Annotated in this window: 12 protein-coding genes; 3 read left to right on the top strand and 9 right to left on the bottom strand. The window is 65.9% G+C overall.

Annotated elements, in window-relative coordinates; genetic code table 11:
• Nucleotides 1-111 precede the first annotated feature (111 nt).
• The 7 genes from ACIP8W_RS14455 to ACIP8W_RS14425 form a co-directional block, all read right to left on the bottom strand.
• Nucleotides 112-1,131 carry a diiron oxygenase gene (locus tag ACIP8W_RS14455; protein WP_402154260.1) on the bottom strand — a complete coding sequence of 340 codons (1,020 nt, stop codon included), beginning with the start codon at nt 1,129-1,131 and terminating at the stop codon, nt 112-114.
• 60 nt (nt 1,132-1,191) lie between these two features.
• The gene (locus ACIP8W_RS14450; protein ID WP_402203151.1) at nt 1,192-2,034 is read right to left on the bottom strand and encodes an arylamine N-acetyltransferase; all 843 of its coding nucleotides are present in this window, start codon (nt 2,032-2,034) and stop codon (nt 1,192-1,194) included.
• 97 nt (nt 2,035-2,131) lie between these two features.
• The gene (locus tag ACIP8W_RS14445) at nt 2,132-2,959 is read right to left on the bottom strand and encodes a 4-hydroxybenzoate octaprenyltransferase (protein ID WP_402203149.1); all 828 of its coding nucleotides are present in this window, start codon (nt 2,957-2,959) and stop codon (nt 2,132-2,134) included.
• A gap of 107 nt (nt 2,960-3,066) precedes the next feature.
• A complete protein-coding gene (locus ACIP8W_RS14440) occupies nt 3,067-4,221 on the bottom strand; it encodes a cytochrome P450 (protein ID WP_401955620.1) in 1,155 nt (384 codons plus the stop codon).
• A gap of 567 nt (nt 4,222-4,788) precedes the next feature.
• Complete coding sequence (locus tag ACIP8W_RS14435; RefSeq protein ID WP_401955619.1) at nt 4,789-5,667, bottom strand: SAM-dependent methyltransferase; 879 nt, start codon at nt 5,665-5,667, stop codon at nt 4,789-4,791.
• Between the two features lie 43 nt (nt 5,668-5,710).
• The gene (locus ACIP8W_RS14430; RefSeq protein WP_402203147.1) at nt 5,711-6,748 is read right to left on the bottom strand and encodes a polyprenyl synthetase family protein; all 1,038 of its coding nucleotides are present in this window, start codon (nt 6,746-6,748) and stop codon (nt 5,711-5,713) included.
• A 2,418-nt stretch (nt 6,749-9,166) separates the two neighbouring features.
• Nucleotides 9,167-9,676: a TetR/AcrR family transcriptional regulator gene (locus ACIP8W_RS14425; protein WP_402153772.1), complete on the bottom strand. Its 510-nt coding sequence runs from the start codon at nt 9,674-9,676 to the stop codon at nt 9,167-9,169.
• Nucleotides 9,677-10,309: 633 nt separating this feature from the next.
• On the opposite strand from ACIP8W_RS14425, the gene ACIP8W_RS14420 reads away from it, so the two are divergent.
• The 3 genes from ACIP8W_RS14420 to ACIP8W_RS14410 all read left to right on the top strand — a co-directional run bounded on the left by ACIP8W_RS14420 (nt 10,310) and on the right by ACIP8W_RS14410 (nt 13,840).
• Nucleotides 10,310-10,504: a ferredoxin gene (locus ACIP8W_RS14420; RefSeq protein WP_401955616.1), complete on the top strand. Its 195-nt coding sequence runs from the start codon at nt 10,310-10,312 to the stop codon at nt 10,502-10,504.
• A gap of 173 nt (nt 10,505-10,677) precedes the next feature.
• Nucleotides 10,678-11,901 carry a cytochrome P450 gene (locus ACIP8W_RS14415; RefSeq protein ID WP_402203144.1) on the top strand — a complete coding sequence of 408 codons (1,224 nt, stop codon included), beginning with the start codon at nt 10,678-10,680 and terminating at the stop codon, nt 11,899-11,901.
• 718 nt (nt 11,902-12,619) lie between these two features.
• Nucleotides 12,620-13,840: an NAD(P)/FAD-dependent oxidoreductase gene (locus tag ACIP8W_RS14410; RefSeq protein WP_401955614.1), complete on the top strand. Its 1,221-nt coding sequence runs from the start codon at nt 12,620-12,622 to the stop codon at nt 13,838-13,840.
• A 764-nt stretch (nt 13,841-14,604) separates the two neighbouring features.
• Here the strand turns inward: ACIP8W_RS14410 and ACIP8W_RS14405 are convergent.
• Both ACIP8W_RS14405 and ACIP8W_RS14400 read right to left on the bottom strand, forming a co-directional pair.
• On the bottom strand, nt 14,605-15,624 hold the full coding sequence (locus ACIP8W_RS14405) for an LLM class flavin-dependent oxidoreductase (RefSeq protein WP_401955613.1): 1,020 nt from the start codon (nt 15,622-15,624) through the stop codon (nt 14,605-14,607).
• Nucleotides 15,625-15,931: 307 nt separating this feature from the next.
• The gene (locus ACIP8W_RS14400) at nt 15,932-16,396 is read right to left on the bottom strand and encodes a hypothetical protein (RefSeq protein WP_401955612.1); all 465 of its coding nucleotides are present in this window, start codon (nt 16,394-16,396) and stop codon (nt 15,932-15,934) included.
• Between the last annotated feature and the right edge of the window lie 208 nt (nt 16,397-16,604).

Raw genomic sequence — 16,604 nt, 5'->3', positions numbered from 1 at the left:
GGGTTAACACCAGGTGGTTGTCGGAGGCGGAAGAGAGGAGAGTGCGGGCACCTCCCGGTCCATTGGATCGCTGCTTGGCTTGGGCATCGGGCGCAGCGTGGCTGGTGAACGTCAGGGGCCGTCGGCCGTCACCGTCGACCAGTCGAAGGGGACGGAGTCGAGGACATCCAGCTCCTGGCACAGATGCCGCAACCCACTGAAGTCCTGAAGAAGTCGTCCGGAGCCGGAGGAGTTCTTGACGTCGTGCAGCATCTGTCCGCTCCCCTCCACTCCGAGTAGTTCCAGAATCCTCGCCCAGGTCGTGAAGTCGTGGGCCGCGAACGCCTCCATCCCGTCGGCCAGCGCGGTGAGGAAGTAGCCGCGTTGTTCGGCGGCAAAACGCTTCCATGCCTCCCGAACGACGGTGCTCGCGATCGAGGCGTGACAGTATTCGTCACGGTTGTGCAGGACGGCCGTCAGGCGGTTGACAGGCTGGATCTCGTCATCCTCGGCGATGAGGTCCAGGTGTGCGTTTATCGAGATTTCCGCAACTGTGGTGAAGGCGAGTGAGACCAGAGCCTGATGCCCAGGTGTCTCAGCGACAGCGAGCCGATGCGCGTGCCGGCGCGTTTTATACCCGAGCGGAAGTGCGGACTCGGGCATTCGCCAGCCGCGTTGCCGACGCGTTACGGCGCTGGCGTTCAGATGCATCAGCGTGTGGTATTGCTCATCAACCATGGCTTGCGTAACCGCGATTGCCATGGATTCGCCCAGCCTTGTGTTGAAGGCGTCGTTGACGATCAGGCCGAACCCCGGGTTGACCACACACTGCTCGATATCCATGACGTTCTTGTTGAACGCCACCCAGCCCCACGCAAGGATCTTGGCCTTGACCTCGTCGTCGAGACCGAGATATGTGGGGTGATTCCGGAAAGGCAGCAGGGCTACTGGGAAGTCCGGCCTGTCCCGCTCGAACACATCGTCCAAGGTTTCGTCCCGCCGCCTGACCGTAGCGCGCCGGTCCCAGTTGCCGGCGAGCCTGCTCAGGATGGCGCTCTCCACTGGATCATTCGGATCGTGTTCCGGGAGCGACCGCAGCCGTTCCGCCACGGGGAGTGCTCCGCATTCCGATTCATTGGGCATCTCGTCCATATTGATCCTTGCGATCCCTCCTACTGTCGATGGACGGGCCGGGCAGACGCTCGGTCCGGATCAGCGCGGACCGGCCGCCACCATGCCGGCCAGGGTCTTGAGGGACTGGACATCACCCGGCTCCAATGCGAGCCCGAAGATCTTCTCGGGAGCAGAAAGCATCTCGCCCTCGTCAAGCTCCCGGTGAGTTGCCGGCTCTCCGGGCCGCATCTCCGTGAGGGTGTTACCGATGAGGATGTGCCTCACTGTGGGCTGAGTGCGCTGGAGGATCATCCGGTGGTTGAACGGTGAGCGAGGGTGGGTCAGGCAGTAGTGGTTGAGGACCTCGAAGTCCGCCGGATAGCGCGCGTCCGTGGTGAAACCGTAGATTTCCGCCGGCCCCTCGGCCCGCAAGAATCGCAGTACGTATTCTCCGTGCGGTTCCCGCACTATGTCGAAAGGCCAATCGCCATCCAGCCGTGACGCCTCAGCGAGGCGAATCGGCTCACGCAGCCCGTATCCACCAAAACTCACATCAAAGAGCCAACATTCGTCGTCCAAATCAACACACAGAGCAACATGGACGGCTGGACCCAATTTATTCCCGGTGCGGATCCGGGATCTGGCCGAGAATGCCGAGAACGTAAACCCGATTCGGTCCAGCACGGCTGCCATCAGGACGACCTGTTCCAGACATAAGCCGCCACGGCCACGTCGCACGATCTTTTCCTGGACACTGTCCAGGTCCAACGGCACCGCCCGCCCAAGCACCGCGTCAATGTTCTCGAAGGCGATCGCCCCGACGTGAGCGGCATGCAGGCCCCGCAGCGTGGCGAGATCCGGAGCCACGTCGGCCAGGTATCCCACACGAGACAGGTAAGCGTCCACGTCGACGCCAGTACCCTGCCATATCGAATCCGTCATTCGTATTCCATCCTTCAATCTTTGACGTGATCACATACCGGTGCGCCGACCAGCCGGTCATGGATCGCGTGCGGAGTACCACACGGGGTCGGTTCCGTCATGTGAACTGTCCAGCGACCACCGCCGCGAGAATGATCCAGCCGAAGTAGCGGTTGGCGACGAAGGTGTCCCAGCAGGATTTCGGATCGTCCAGGTTCACTCGTACAACCTGATATGACAACAGCATCCCCGCACACACGACGAGCAAGTAAAAGGCCCAACCCGTCTCCACCTCGGCACCGGCCCACAACGCGCCGGCGACACTCAGCGTGATGAAGACGGCCAGCCACACCTTGCTGGACTCACCGAACATCAGAGCAGAAGATTTGACACCGATACTCCGGTCGTACTCCTTGTCCTGGTGGGAGTAGATCGTGTCGTGAAAAAGGGTCCAGAAGAAATTGCACACGTACAGGCCGAATGCAGCCGACGGGTAGTCGATGCTCCCGGTCGCCGCTGTCCAGCCGGCCAGCGCATAAACACTGATCACCAACGCCAGCCATGCCGAAGGCCAAGGAAATATGCGCTTCATGTAGGGGTATGCGACAAGGAATGGGTACGAGGCGCCGACGACCAGGGCTGTTTCCCAGTTGATCATCGCCAGAATCAGCAGTGAAGCCAGAGCCTGTGCGGCGCCGAACAGGAGCGCCTTCCCTGCGCTGATCGTCCCCGCCGCGACAGGACGCGATGCCGTACGGGCAACCCGGGCGTCGATGTCTTTGTCGATGACGTCGTTGACTGCGCAGCTCGCGCCGCGCACCAGTACGGCCGCGACGGCAAGACATACCACCGCCGACAGGTCAGGTCGCCGTCCGGAGGCGAGGGAAAGACTCCACAATCCTGGAAGAAGGTAGAGCACGATACCCGTGGGTGCGTGCAGACGCATCAACACAAGATAGGCGCGGATTGAATCAGGGCTCTTTCTGACTATGCGCTGCGATATCCGTTGCAGCAGTGGGGAATTATCGCGTCCCGCTGCCGCCGGGATTCCGGTCACCACGTCACCGGAAGTTCGACCAGTCCGCCGATCAGTGTGTCGTGACGCAGTCTTAATTCCTTCACGTCGACAGCCGGACGCATGGTCGGGAATCGCGCGACAAGTCGGGCAAGCGCCACCTGCAACTGCATCCGAGCCAGCGACGCGCCGACGCAGTAGTGCATGCCGTGTCCGAAAGTGAGGCTGCCTGCGGTCCGGCGAGTGACATCGACCCGATCGGGGTCCGTGAAGATCGTCTGGTCATGGTTGGCCGCGATGATGTTCAGCAGCACGAGATCGCCCGCCCGGATGGTGGTTCCATCGATCTCCAGGTCCGTCCGCGCGTAACGCGGCATTCCGCCGTTATGCGGGTTCGGCATCGACATCCGCAGGATTTCCTCTACCGCGCCCGGGATGAGGCTCGGGTCGTCTCGCAATGTCCGCCATTGCTCAGGGTTGGCCAGCAGCAGCAACGCACCCGTGCCGATTCGGGCCACCGTGGTCTCATAACCACCGAACAGCAACAACGCGGTCAGCGCCACGACTTCTTTGTCGTTGAGGCCCTCGGTCGCACACAGCCTGGAGATCGCGTCATCGCCAGGGTTTTGCCGCTTGTGAGCTATCAATTTTTGGCAATATCCGAACAACTCGGACAGCCCCTGCTTGGATCGGGCCCGGTCCTGCACGTTGGCGGCGTCCTGGGTCCAAACGGCGAACTGGTCCTTGTCCTGATGAGGCACGCCGAGCCACTCGCACATCACCAGAATCGGAAGCGGTTGTGCAAATGCCAGACGTAGATCCACCGGTGCCGTCTGCCCGGCCAACTCGTCCAGCAGTTGCTCGGTCAGTGTTTCGACGTGGGATCGCATCGCCAACATGCGCTCCGGTGAGAAGTGCGGCTCCAGCAGCGAACGCAGCCGGGCGTGGTCGGTGGCCAAGCTGCCCAGCAGGCTGTCGAGGAACGCGGACCCGCTGTCACGAGCTGCGGTCCCCGGGGCGGGATGGGAGCGGCTGAGCCGGTCATCGTCCAACAACTGCTGTACCTGGGCATGACCGGTGACCAGCCAGGCTTCGTCCCCCTCGGCGGTACGAACCGGATGGACGGTGCCCTGGGATTGAAGTGTGCGCAGCAGCGGCGCGACTTGCAGCAGATGCGTCTGTTCGAAGGGCAATTGAGCTGGGGTATTCACTGACAATCTCCACATCGTTATGACCCGTGACAACCTTCGGCGGAGTCGACACCGAGTGCAGCCAAGCAGTCGCCTCCGCAGTACGAACCCCGGTCTCGTCGAACGCCGCACCGCCGCACCGCCGCACTCACGATCCGATCGGTGATCACCGGAAGAACCCGGTCGGCCACCGTCTCCGCGGCCTGGGCCACCGAGGTGGCCACCGTGGCGGGCGCCGCTCGAGCACCGAGTATCTGCTCAAGGGCACCCGCCGTGCGCGGTGGGACAACTCCGGCCCGACCCGGTGGACGCACCGGTTTTCGGCCCACGCGATGCCGTCTCGTCGAGTTCTACGAGGCGTTGTCACACGCGTCGGCGTGACCTGACACCCTGGCTCTCACCGCCCTTGACTGCCTGTAGCAGCCGGCCGTTGCCATCGGGGTCGCCGACTTGGGCGAAAGTGCCGTACGTATGCCCCGACACACTGATTCAGCGCGGTGTGTGCGGCTTCGGCGACCACGACCAGGTAGTCGAGTTCGTTGCTCCCGTGTCCGTCGAGCAACGGTTGCTCTACGCCGGCGGTGTGTATTCGGCGACCACGACTATGTAGTTGAGTTCGTTGCTCCTGTGCGCGTCGAGGAACGGCTGCTCCACGCCGGTGCGCAGTCCCCACTGCGATCGCAACTCCCAGTGGGGTATGGCCTCTCGGGTCAGGTCCCAGACCTGCGAGGGTACGAGGTGGTTGTCGGCGAGCGCCTTGAAATAGGCGCTGCGGTTGTTGATGTGGCAGTCGTAGTGGTCGTCGATGGCCTTAACCGCCTCACTGGTGGTCGACACGGCGTCGTTGGCGCACCAGGTGACACAGACATAGCGGCCTCCCGGGCGCAGCACCCGGGCGAACTCCGCGAAGGCCTCCGCGGGGTCGACGTACATGGTGGTCTCGTTGGTGTACACGGCGTCGAACGATCCAGCGGGCAGACCGGTGTCGCACATGTTGGCGAACTTGAAAGAGACCTTGTCGTCGCAACCGTGCTTTTCCTTGGCAAGGTGCTCGGCGAACTCGATGTGATGGGCGCAGAAGTTGACCCCGACCACCTCGCACCCGAACCGCCGGTTGACGAGGAAGGCCGTGCCGCCGCGACCCGACCCGCCGTCCATCACCCTCGCGTCCGGCGAGAGCGGGGCCAGACCCCGCAGCACCAGTTCGACCTGCTCGTTTTCCATTCGGGCCATTTCCGCGAGGATCGCCGCATCCCGCTCGGGCTCGGGAACCTCCAGCACGGACTTGTCGTAGGGTCCGACGGCATAGTGGTGGTGGTAAAGCCCGTCTCCCTCACCCAGCAGCAGGTTGATCGGGTCCTGGGTCTTGGTTTCATAGTGAGCCTGCGCCCGGCGCTCGAATTCGGTGCGGACGACAGGGGAAGCCGAGGTTTCGTGGGTAGTGGTCATGGTGTACTCCGATTCACATGCCGCCGCTGTCGGGCGGCGCGGGTCAGGCTGCGCGATTGACGATGCGGTCGAACAAGGTGGTCAGTTCGGCGGTCGCGGTCGGGGACAGCTCGGCTCGTCCGAGGTGCTCTACAGCCGAGTCCAGATGGCGGCGGGACAACCGCTGGGCCGAATGGCGGCCGCCGGCCTCATCGACGAGGTCGGCCAGCGTCTGCAGATGCTCCGCCGTGATGCTGTCGGTATGCCACAACCGGCTCAGTTGGTCGCTGACCGGACTGTCGGCGGACAAGACGGCCAGTACAGGGAAGGTCAGGTTGCGACGCTTGAGGTCTCCCCGGATAGGCTTGCCGGTCACCGCAGGATCGCCCCAGATATCCTCCACGTCATTGGAGATCTGCAAAGCGATGCCCAAGTGCCGACCCGCGTCGCGCAGGGCGGCCAGGACATTCTCCGATTTGCCCGCCCGCATTGCCGGCGTCCCCAGTGACCACTCCAGCAGTGCTGAAGCCTTCTCCGTCACGATTTGCTCGTACGCCGCGATGCTGGCGCTTGGACCCGGCCGGAGGGTGAGCTCGCGAGCCTGGCCCGCGTGAACCAGACCGAGGGTCTCGGCGAACGAGCTGGCGATTTTCTTGCAGCCGGGGCCGGAGTCGTCCACGACCATCCGCAGCCCAAGAGCCTGTAACGCGTTCCCGGCGTGTATCGCCAGACTCGTGCCGAATACCACCCACGAGGCTGGACGGCCGCGACGCAGCTCGTCCGTGTCGGCGATGTCGTCGTGGAGCAGGGTCGCGTTGTGCAGCAACTCCACCGCTGCCGCCTGGGACTGCACGTCCTCCGGCCGCAGGCCGATTCCATCAGCCACCGCCATCATGAGGCTGGCGCGGGTCAGTTTGCCGTCCCCTCCACTGCTGGGGTCACCATGTTCGTCGATGAAGCCGAGGTGATAGCTGCAGATCCGGGCCAGCGTCGGCTCCAACACGGAAACCCGCTGCTGAATAACGGGCAATACCGTGGATCTCACTACGCTCGGCGAACGGAGGGCTTGGAACCTGGTGGACAAGGTGACGTGTGCACTCATCGCGATTCTCCTCCAGCCGCGTGAGTAAATCACGCGCGTGTAAAGCACATGTAATTCGCGAATTGAACCACTAAACACTCATCAATGTGTCGAACATGACGCAAACACGCCATCACATTTCTTCGCCTCCCACTCCACTTCGCCGTGCAGTGAAATCTCGACGCATGGAGGCTTACACAAAGTCCATGATCACCAAGCATCACCGCAGATCGCCGGCGCACTTCTCCAGAGTTTCACATAACCCGGAATCCAGAGTTACCCCGAAATCCAGTGGCGGTACAGGATTTCAGTCTGGATCACGCCACCCATTCATGTCAACGATGCACCGGGGCCCAACGCGCCACTGGATTGGGCCAGTTGGCCTGATATGGCGCGAGCCCGGCGGCGGATCGAACCCGGCTGCCGGGGAAATTTCCCGTTCTTTGGTAGCGATCCGCCAAGGGGCGTCGGAAGCCCGCCAGAAATGCGACATACCCGCTAAAGACATGCATCGGTGCGACACAAGAGTCCGCTTTGCTGTCTCAAACCGAAAAGCGGCCCGCACCAGTGCCGACAAACGGGTATTCCCTCTCCCAAAACAATCAGGAAAGATGTGCCAGAACTGCGGCATTGAATCCCGTTATCTCCCACCGGGCATGAGTGGACGCGAAATTGCCCATATCCGCTTGGAACTCCTATTGCGATGACTTCGGACGTATCCAGCAGATGAGCGCACATCCCGGAGCGAGGAGCGCTTCATGGATGTCGTCGGCAACGGGATCAACCGCGTGATGTCGGTGCGGTTGCCGCAGGTCGGGGTCGCGGCGAGCGGGATACCGGTGGCGCCTGCCGCCCGTCCTGCCCCGGCCGACGGGGCTTCGTCCGGTCCTGGGACCTCGTGCAGCCGCGGCCACACACCGGCCTCGGTCGCTCGGCCGGACGCCGCCGACAGGTCATGCCCGAGCCGAAGCCGAGCTCCTGCGGCAGACGCCCCCGGTATACGGCACGAACAGGATGCCCTGGAACACCGACCGGCCCGGATGCCACTTGCGCCCGGGCCCTCTGCCAACAAATCCAGGCTGCAAGACAACGAATAGGGTCTCGCTCCGAGGCATCCCCGCTGGTGCGGGTGGCGAGGATCAGGCTCTCTTCCGGCCCGGTCCTTCGGGCGGGGGAGGCTCCGTATGCCTGATGCGCTCCGGATCTGTCAGGCTCCGGCGGGAACGGGCAAGTGTCTGGTCCGTGGAGTCCGAGTCGGCGGGCCGAGGAGGAAGCGTTATGCGGCCTCTTGCGCCGGCCCCGGTCCGATGAGGACTGGCCCGTACTGCCTCACGCATCGCGGCGAGAGCGGCATTGCGGACCCCCTCAGTCGACGCGGCGCCAGCAACAGCGGTGATGAAGCGGTGCTCGGGCTGTCTGCACTGCCGACATGCCTGATCGGAGTCAAGGATCATGCCGTCTTCGCACTGCGCGACCGCACATCCCGCAGGGGCCAGGAGTCGTAGAGCGATCTCGTCAGCGCTCCAGCGGGGTCGCCCGTCCTCGCCCTTGTCACGCAGGGCATGGGCCCAACGCCCGTACCAACGGCGCTCGGCACGGTCGGTGAGCTGCTGTGGAGTACGTCGTGCCAGTTCGGCGAGAACGGCCTGATACACAGGGGCGGGCACCCTGCCCCGCATCGCGTCCATCAGGGGCCGGGGCAATCGACGTAGAACGAATTCCACCGGCTCGGCACCTGGCCGGACCAACGGTTTGGCGCAGTCCTGACAGTCCGCGCGGCCTGCATCCTGGTCTGCCGCAGAGAGAAGCCGGCCGCAACTTCGGCACTCACCCCGGCAGGTCGAGCACAGTCCGTGCAGTAGCCCGTCCAGATGGGATGCGGGTTGTCTGCCGCAGTGTCCGCAGCATTTCGCACATATCGAGCACAGTCGCTCCGAACCGACATGCGTCTCCCAGGATCGCATCTGACATCGACAGCACAGGCTGCTGTCACAGTGCTCATCGTGCCGAGCACCGCTCCTGCCCGTATCGAAGGGCAGCATTCTCCTCACCTCCCGTCAGCGACAGGAAGGGCATGTAGCTCAGGAGGCGGCGTACGGCTTCCAAAGTTACGAACGGACTGGGCGGGTAACTTGACACGCCCTTACTAACGCGGCCCACCAGTCGCGGTCACCGCCCATACCGCCGAAAGAGTGACATGCCGTACCGCGCGCCCCGGCAACGCCAGTAGCCGTCGGCGGCAGCGGAGGGCGCCATGGGTACGCCACACCGCTCGCCCTGCCCGCGCCGATCACCGCCGCCGCGGAACGCGCGACAAGGGCTCCCTCGAAAGCGAGTTGCCGACACCGCGCATGGAGATCACAGCGCCCGAGCCACCGGACCACAGGGCCGGATCGATGACATGGCGGCACGGAACCAGCGCCCTCGGAGCCGGAGGGGTCATCCCATCGGAGCGGCCGGCTCGGACCGGCACGCAGCGATGATGAGGTCGGCGGCGCGGTGCCAGTGTTCCTTGTCGGTGTTCTGCCGTCGCACCAGGGCGAGTATCAGACCCGAGGCCAGGATGCGCAGGTCAAACGCGGTGATGTGTGTGGCGATCACACCTTCGGCTCTGCCTCGGACCACCAGTTCCTCGAACGTCTGCCCGACTTCCGCCACCGGCCCGGCGGTCAAGTACACAAGAGGGGCGACGACCTGTCCCAGAACACGGTCGTCGAGGTTGCGCAGCATCGCTTCGTGGACCAGCATGCGGAACGCGGTCGCGAAGTCGGCGGCGGACACAGCTCCCCGCAGGCGATCCAACAACCACTGCGCCCGCCGCTCGACCGGCGCATCGCGTTCGGGGAACGACCGGTAGACCGTCGCTCGGCCCACACCCGCCCGGTCGGCCACCTGCTCCGCTGTCACGGACAAGCCACACTCGGAGAACAAAGCGTGCGCCGCCTCCACCCCCCGGGCGGAGTTCCGCACCGCGTCACTTCGCGGGTCCGCGCTTGCGCCCAGCCCTGACAGGTCTGCTGCTCTCGCCCATGAAACTACTCCACACCTTATCCGGACACGACCGTCCGGTTAATGTAGAGTAGTCACGGCAGGGCAAAGAACGGGCATTCCTTTCTGATCACGCGGGCCGCTGAATCGGAGGAGAACAAGGTGTCCCAGAGCAACGACCGGCGCGCACTGAACTATTCGGGGTCCAGAGGCAGACCTCTGGCCCTTTCCGGGGGTACGGACACGGCTACGCCGATGTGTCCGACGGGGCAGAACCGCCGCATGTGAAGCGGGGGCCTGTCCGGCGTGGTGTGGCTGCCCGCCGAACCATGAACGGCCGGGGCATCGATACGCACACCGCACATCCCTGCCCGGATACACACCGTGCACCGACGCCCTCACCGTGGCCACCGGGCCGCACCCCCCAGACCGCTTCCCCGAAGTGGCCTTTGCGTACAGCGGCTTGGGAACCCTCCGCTTCGTCGTGCCCTGCCGGCGTGAAGGCGGGGCCACCATCGGCGTACCCGGTTGGAACATGCCCCAGCAGACGCACATATGAGAAAAGCGAGAACCAGCAAGTCAGGAGAGAAGGCCATGAAGGTAACGATCGAGCAGGACAAATGTGTGGCATCCGGTCAGTGTGTGGTCGCCGCCCCAGAAGTGTTCGACCAGCGTGACGAGGACGGCATCGCCATCCTCCTCGACGAGGCGCCGTCAGCCGCACAGGCTGAAGAGGTACGGCACGCCGCAGCGGTCTGCCCGGCCGTCGCCATCCATCTCAAGGACTGACGACCGGCCGACGGAGCCGAACCCCCGCTCACCGTCTCTCGACCGAAGAGGCGGGTCGGCGCGAGGCCCCCATCGCCACCAAGTCGACGAGACGGGCCGCAGAGCCGCTGACCCCCTCGCCGGAAGCGGTGGAAAGACAACACGCAGGTTCGTTCACACGAAAGCGAGGAACGATGACCAGCACAGCGCATCGGACGGGCGAACCCCCTTCCGCACTCCCCGAGTTCCCGATGACCAGGGAAGCGCGCTGTCCCTTCGATCCACCCCCGGCCCTGCGGAGCATGCAGCAGGAGACCCGGCTGAAGAGGATCCAGCTGTGGGACGGCAGCACGCCCTGGATCGTCACTCGGTACGAGGACCAACGGTCCCTGCTGTCCGACCCCAGGGTCAGCGCCGATCGCCGCAACTCGGGCTATCCCCACCAAGTCCCGAGCGATGAGGAGGAGTTCAGCTTCATCCAGCTGGATGATCCCGAACACGCCCGGCAGCGCCGGATGGTGACGTCCCCGTTCACCATCAAGCGGGTGGAGGCGATGCGGCCCTCGACACAGAGGATCGCGGACGACCTGATCGACCAGATGTCGGCCGGGCCGAAACCGGTCGACCTGGTGGAGGCGTTCGCTCTGCCGCTGCCCTCGCTGGTGATCTCCGACCTGCTCGGTGTGCCCTACAGCGATCACAACCACTTCCAGGACAACAGCAAGATCATCATCAAGAAGACCTCGACGCCGGAGGAAAGGGACACGGCCGTAGCCGAGCTGGCCTCGTACCTGGGCGAACTGATGGGCCGGAAGACCGCCGATCCCAAGGACGACCTGCTGTCCAGTGTCGCCAAGCGCGTCAAGGACGGGGAGCTGACCCCCGAGCAGGGCGTCAAGACGGGCATGCTCATGCTGATCGCCGGCCATGAGACCACCGCGAACATGATCGCTCTCGGCGCCCTCGCCCTCCTCGAACACCCCGACCAGATGGCCCTGTTGCGCGACACGGACGACCCGAAGCTGCTCGCCTCGGCGACCGAGGAACTCCTGCGCTATCTGAACATCATCCACACCGGAGGGCGCCGGGTGGCCCTCGTGGACATCGAGATCGCCGACCAGGTCATCCGTGCGGGCGAGGGACTCATCATGCCGACCGCCGTGGCCAACCGGGACGCCGACCTCTTCCCCGAACCGGACCGGCTGGACATCCAGCGCGACGCCCGCCGCCATATCGCCTTCGGCTTCGGGGTGCACCAGTGCCTGGGCCAGCCACTGGCCCGCATGGAACTGCAAGTGGCCTACGGCACCCTCTTCCGTCGCATCCCCGACCTTCGCCTGGCCACCTCCCTGGACAAGGTCACGTTCAAGGGCGACGGGCTCGTCTACGGGGTTTACGAACTGCCCGTGACCTGGTGACATCCGGTGCCCCACGAACCCGCGCTGAAGCGTTCACCACCCACCACGAGGGCCTTGCCGGCCTGCGGGGAGGATGGTGAACGGCCGACGGGCGAAGGGTCTTCCGGGAACCGCTCGTCCATACGGCCTTGGGGCGACTGAAGCCTGTGTCCGCTCGGCCGGTGGGTCCCGGCCGGTGGATATTCAGCAAGTGCTCTGTCCGGACGGGCATCAGCTCGACACCTTCGGCATCGGCATACGCGAGCAGGTCCTCCGGCGTACGCCGCCGGGTCCGGGCCGTCGGGAACGACGAAGCCGCGAGTGGTCGGCCCGGAGCCGTCGGGCTCCACGGATCGGGCCGGAGGGGAACGGACCGCACGGGCTCAGGTACGCGTCACAACTCGCCCGACCTGTGCGGTCCTTCTCATCTCCCGGAACGCTCGTGACCACCACTGCGCCTGGGCGACGATGACGCTCCCACCGTTTGAAGTGACGGTGGGGCCAAAGTCCTTCCGGGACAGCAGACGGTGGAGCGTACCGCCGATGTTCATCCCGGAGTGGATGCGGTGTCGGTGGTCGGCGGCATGGGTACGGCGTGGTGAGCCGTTCGTACAACCGCGCCGCGAATTCGGGCAGGGCGCAACCATCTGTGGAATCGGGGCTCCGCCCGTCACCTGGTGAGGAAGTTTTCCGTTGTCGAGCGTGTCAAGGCATAAGGAACAAGGGCAGAAGTACGCGTGTGAAACTTGATAAACAGATCATCGCCGAACACATCGTCGTCGTGGGTGCCTCGGCCGCCGGGCTCGCGGCCGCCGAAACACTGCGCCGAGAGGGTTACGGGGGCGCGCTCACCCTGATCGGTGCGGAATCGCGTTCGCCGTACGACCGGCCCCCGTTGTCGAAGCAGATCCTGGCCGGGCAGTGGCAGCCCGACCGCCTGGACCTGCGCGCGGCGGGCGAACTGGCAGCGCTGGAGATGGACATGCGGCTGGGCGCAGCGGCAACCGGCCTCGACCTCGACGGGCGTGCCGTACGGCTGGCGGACGGCACGAGCGTGCCGTACGACGGCCTGATCATCGCGACCGGGGTCCGCCCCCGCCGTCTGCCTGGCGGAGGCGGACATGTCCTCCGCACACTGGACGACGCTCTCGCCCTGCGGGAGCGGCTCGGGCCGGGATGTCGCCTGGTGGTGGTCGGTGCGGGATTCCTCGGATCGGAGGCCGCCTCGGTCGCCCGGGGACTCGGCTCGGAGGTGACACTCCTCGAACCGGCCCCTGTGCCACTCGCCCACGCGGTCGGCGAAGAGGTCGGGCGGGTGCTGGCGGAAGCGCACCTGGACCACGGAGTGGATCTGCGTACCGGTGTCACCGTCACCGAGGTCGGCGAAGGCGGTGTGTTGCTCGCGGATGGCGAACGGATCGAGGCGGACGAGGTGCTGGTCGCCATCGGCTCCGTACCCAACACCGAGTGGCTGGCTGGCAGTGGGCTGACGGTGGGCGACGGCCTGGTGTGCGACGCGTACTGCGCGGCGGCGCCAGGTGTGTACGGAGCGGGGGATGTCGCCCGGTGGCACAACCCACTGTTCGGTACGTCGATGCGTATCGAGCACCGTACGAACGCCGCCGAGCAGGGCATGGCCGCCGCCCGCAACCTGCTCGGTTCGCAGACGCGCAAGCCGTTCGCACCGGTCCCGTACTTCTGGTCGGACCAGTACGACATGAAGGTCCAGGCGTTCGGCTATCCACGCGGACACGACGAAGTCGCCGTGGTGGAGGGGGAGCTCGGCACACGCCGGTTCCTGGCCGCGTACCGCAGCGGTGACCGGCTGACCGCCGTTCTCGCCGTCGGCATGCCGCCGAAGCCGATCCGTGCCTGGCGGCAGGCGGTCGCGTCAGGCGCCCGGTGGCACGACGTGATGGCGAGCACTCCACCGCACGGTGGAGTCCTTCGGGAGCGGTAGGGGAGCGCATGAGCGCCTGTGTCTGTGTCTGTGTCTGCTCCGTCGCACACACCCGAACTCCGGAACTCAGCCGGGGACACCCGCCCGGTCCAGAAGCGCTGTCATCTCCGTGGCCGACAACCCGGGCTGGTGGCCGCCGACTCACCCACTTCGGGATCATCCAGCAGCGCCACCGGTCTGGACACCGGCAGCCGTGGATCACGGGCGGCCGCCCTGCGTACTGTCGCTCCGGGTCCCGGCCCAGCCACTCGGTCAGCCCGGGTGCCGCTTCCGGATCGCGGACGGCCAGCGCGCGGGCCCGTGGTCCACCGCGTCCGCGAAACGCGTCGCGAGTCCGGCCGTGGCCCGGACACACCGCGGCGCTGCGCCGCAGCCAGGTGGCTCGGCGGTGTGTTCTTCGTCCTCGTGCATGACCTGCAACAACGCGGCTGTGCGCACCGCCGGGTCCGTATCATCGAGAAGTGACGTGCGCACACTGCCGGTGAGGTGGTGCCGGACGCGGCGGCAGGCCGCATCGCGACCGCGAGGGCGTTCGACGCGGGGCCGTCGAGAAGACGCCCGGGGCCGTCCCGGAAGGTGATACGGAGCCCTCCGCTTCCCCCGAGCAGACGGATATCGAGGCTTTCGCGGCACTCCCTGTCCCGCCCGTCGCCCCGCGCGCGATGGCTGTGGCCGAGGGACCAGAGGAAAGTCCGCTCCGCTACGACGAGACGCCGGATCCTCTTTCCGTTGCGAACCATCCGCGGATCGTGGCCGGGCCGGGTTCAGGCCGTGGCTCGCCAGCCGAGTGCCGGGCCGAGCCGGGTGGCGATATCGGTGAGGATCTGGACATAGTCATCGTGATCGAAGGTGAACGGCAGCGCGAACGCGACCTCGTCGATCTCCCGGAAGGCGGCGTGCGCGTGGAGCCGTTCGGCGATCTCCTCGGAGGTTCCCACGAGATCGGGCGCGAACATCATGCGTGCCGGGCCCTGGGGCGCGGTGGTACGGAGCATCCGCTTCCGCGCGTACTCCTCGTACTTCGCGCGCTGCTCCGGGGAGGCGGTGTCGGTGGGAATGACAACGAGGCCCTGGGAGACACGGGCGTGGTCGCCGTCCGGGTGATGGGCGCGGAACCTCCGGATGTGCGAGAGCTGGATCTCGGCGAAGTCCTCGGACTCCTCCGCCTTCACCACACTGCTGGTCAGGAAGTTCATGCCGTGCTCACCGGCCCACTGGGCGGACTGGAGACTGCCGCCGCCGTACCACATGCGGCTGCCCAGACCGGAGGCGTGGGGCTGGACGCGGTCGGAGAACACCTCGAAGCCCTCGGTGCCACTGAAATCGGTGGCGGACTCGCCCCGTACGAAGTCCAGGAGCCGCCGCACCCGGTCGTAGCCGAAATCCTCGGCGTCGACGGTGTCGGGGTAGAGCGCGTGCTTGACCTGATCGTAGTGTGCCGGCGGGCCGACGCTGATCCCCGGGTTGAGACGCCCCCCGGACAGGATGTCGACCGTCGCCAGGTCTTCGGCCAGGCGCAGTGGGTTCTCCCACCCCAGTGGGATGACCGCCGTACCCAGTTCGATACGGCGGGTGCGCTGTGAGGCCGCCGCCAGGACGGCGACGGGCGAGGAGATGCCGTACTGCAGATGCCGGTGCCGTACCCACACACTGTCAAAACCGAGCCGCTCGCCCAGTTCGATGATCTCAAGTGTCGACTCGTGGCCCCGGCCGGGTTCCTTCCCGTCGAACAGCCCGATGGTCAGGAAGCCCAGCTTCCGCAGTGGTTTCGCGGTCGGCGGCACAGGAATCCTCCGTTGTCCGTGGCGTGCTCCACCGCACGCCGGCATTTGTGACGATTCTGGCAGGTGGCAGCGGTACGGCCACGGTGGGCCCGGTCGGCGAGACGTACGGTCGGCGGCGCAGGCGAACCCGTGGGCCCCGGGTGGGCGCAGAACCAGGAAGCTCAGTGACCGGTTGAAGCTCCACGGCACCAGCACGCGCCGGAGGGTGTGCGCGGTCCCTTCTCAGAAATCGAGTTCCGCGGAGTCGATAGCGCGCCCGGCTCGCAGCGGGCGGTGGCCATCCGAACGCGCTGTCGCCGCTCCCGGGCTACAGGTCCGCCGGTATGCCCAGCGCGTGCCGCGCGGCGGCGATGAAGTCCGTTCTTGCCCGTTCGAGGTCGTCGAGCGGGCGACTGCCTCGTACGGACTCGACGAACCGCCGTGCCGCGTCGGTCACTTCGGCCGGGCCTTCCAGCAGGACCGCGCCGAAGGCGCGTCGCAGGGCGAGGGCGTCGTCCACCGTTCCGCCACCGCTCCCCCGGGACAGGACGACAGCCTCTCCCGCTTCGATGAAGCGCGCGTACGTCTGCCGCCGCAGATCCAGACCACGAGCCGTCCGTTGTTCCTCAAGGGACAGCCGGACCGTTTCCAGCAGGGCGTCCGCCTGCCGGTCGCCCGCGTGACGCGCCGCCTCCGCCTGGCGCAGACCCGCGCTACGGGCGTACCACCCCGTCACCACCCCGCCGGCAAGCGCCGAACCCGCCGCGATCAGTGCTGTCACCCACTCACTCATACGCGCCATTCTCCCCCTCGTCCTCTCCCCAGCGCCCAGGTCTTCCCCTTCTCGGCCCCGATCGCGTTCCGGTCCGGTCGCATCCGGCGTAGGGCGCTCTGCGGGTACGATCCGAGCATGCCGCCGGACGCCTCCGAGGAACCCTCCCCCACGCGCGAGAAAGACATGTTCAGGACAAGCCGGTCGGATAGGATAGGACACTTGGGCG

This window comes from Streptomyces sp. NPDC088554, from assembly GCF_044752945.1.
Classification (GTDB): Bacteria; Actinomycetota; Actinomycetes; order Streptomycetales; family Streptomycetaceae; genus Streptomyces.
The sequence above is the reverse complement of the archived record's forward strand: the minus strand, read 5'-3'. Positions and strand labels throughout refer to the sequence as shown.

Bases quoted from the DNA above. Each gene is read 5' to 3' on its own strand.
- ACIP8W_RS14455 (WP_402154260.1), bottom strand. From the start codon at position 1,131: ATGGACGAGATGCCCAATGAATCGGAATGCGGAGCACTCCCCGTGGCG.
- ACIP8W_RS14450 (WP_402203151.1), bottom strand. From the start codon at position 2,034: ATGACGGATTCGATATGGCAGGGTACTGGCGTCGACGTGGACGCTTAC.
- ACIP8W_RS14445 (WP_402203149.1), bottom strand. From the start codon at position 2,959: ATGCGTCTGCACGCACCCACGGGTATCGTGCTCTACCTTCTTCCAGGA.
- ACIP8W_RS14435 (WP_401955619.1), bottom strand. From the start codon at position 5,667: ATGACCACTACCCACGAAACCTCGGCTTCCCCTGTCGTCCGCACCGAA.
- ACIP8W_RS14430 (WP_402203147.1), bottom strand. From the start codon at position 6,748: ATGAGTGCACACGTCACCTTGTCCACCAGGTTCCAAGCCCTCCGTTCG.
- ACIP8W_RS14420 (WP_401955616.1), top strand. From the start codon at position 10,310: ATGAAGGTAACGATCGAGCAGGACAAATGTGTGGCATCCGGTCAGTGT.
- ACIP8W_RS14415 (WP_402203144.1), top strand. From the start codon at position 10,678: ATGACCAGCACAGCGCATCGGACGGGCGAACCCCCTTCCGCACTCCCC.
- ACIP8W_RS14400 (WP_401955612.1), bottom strand. From the start codon at position 16,396: ATGAGTGAGTGGGTGACAGCACTGATCGCGGCGGGTTCGGCGCTTGCC.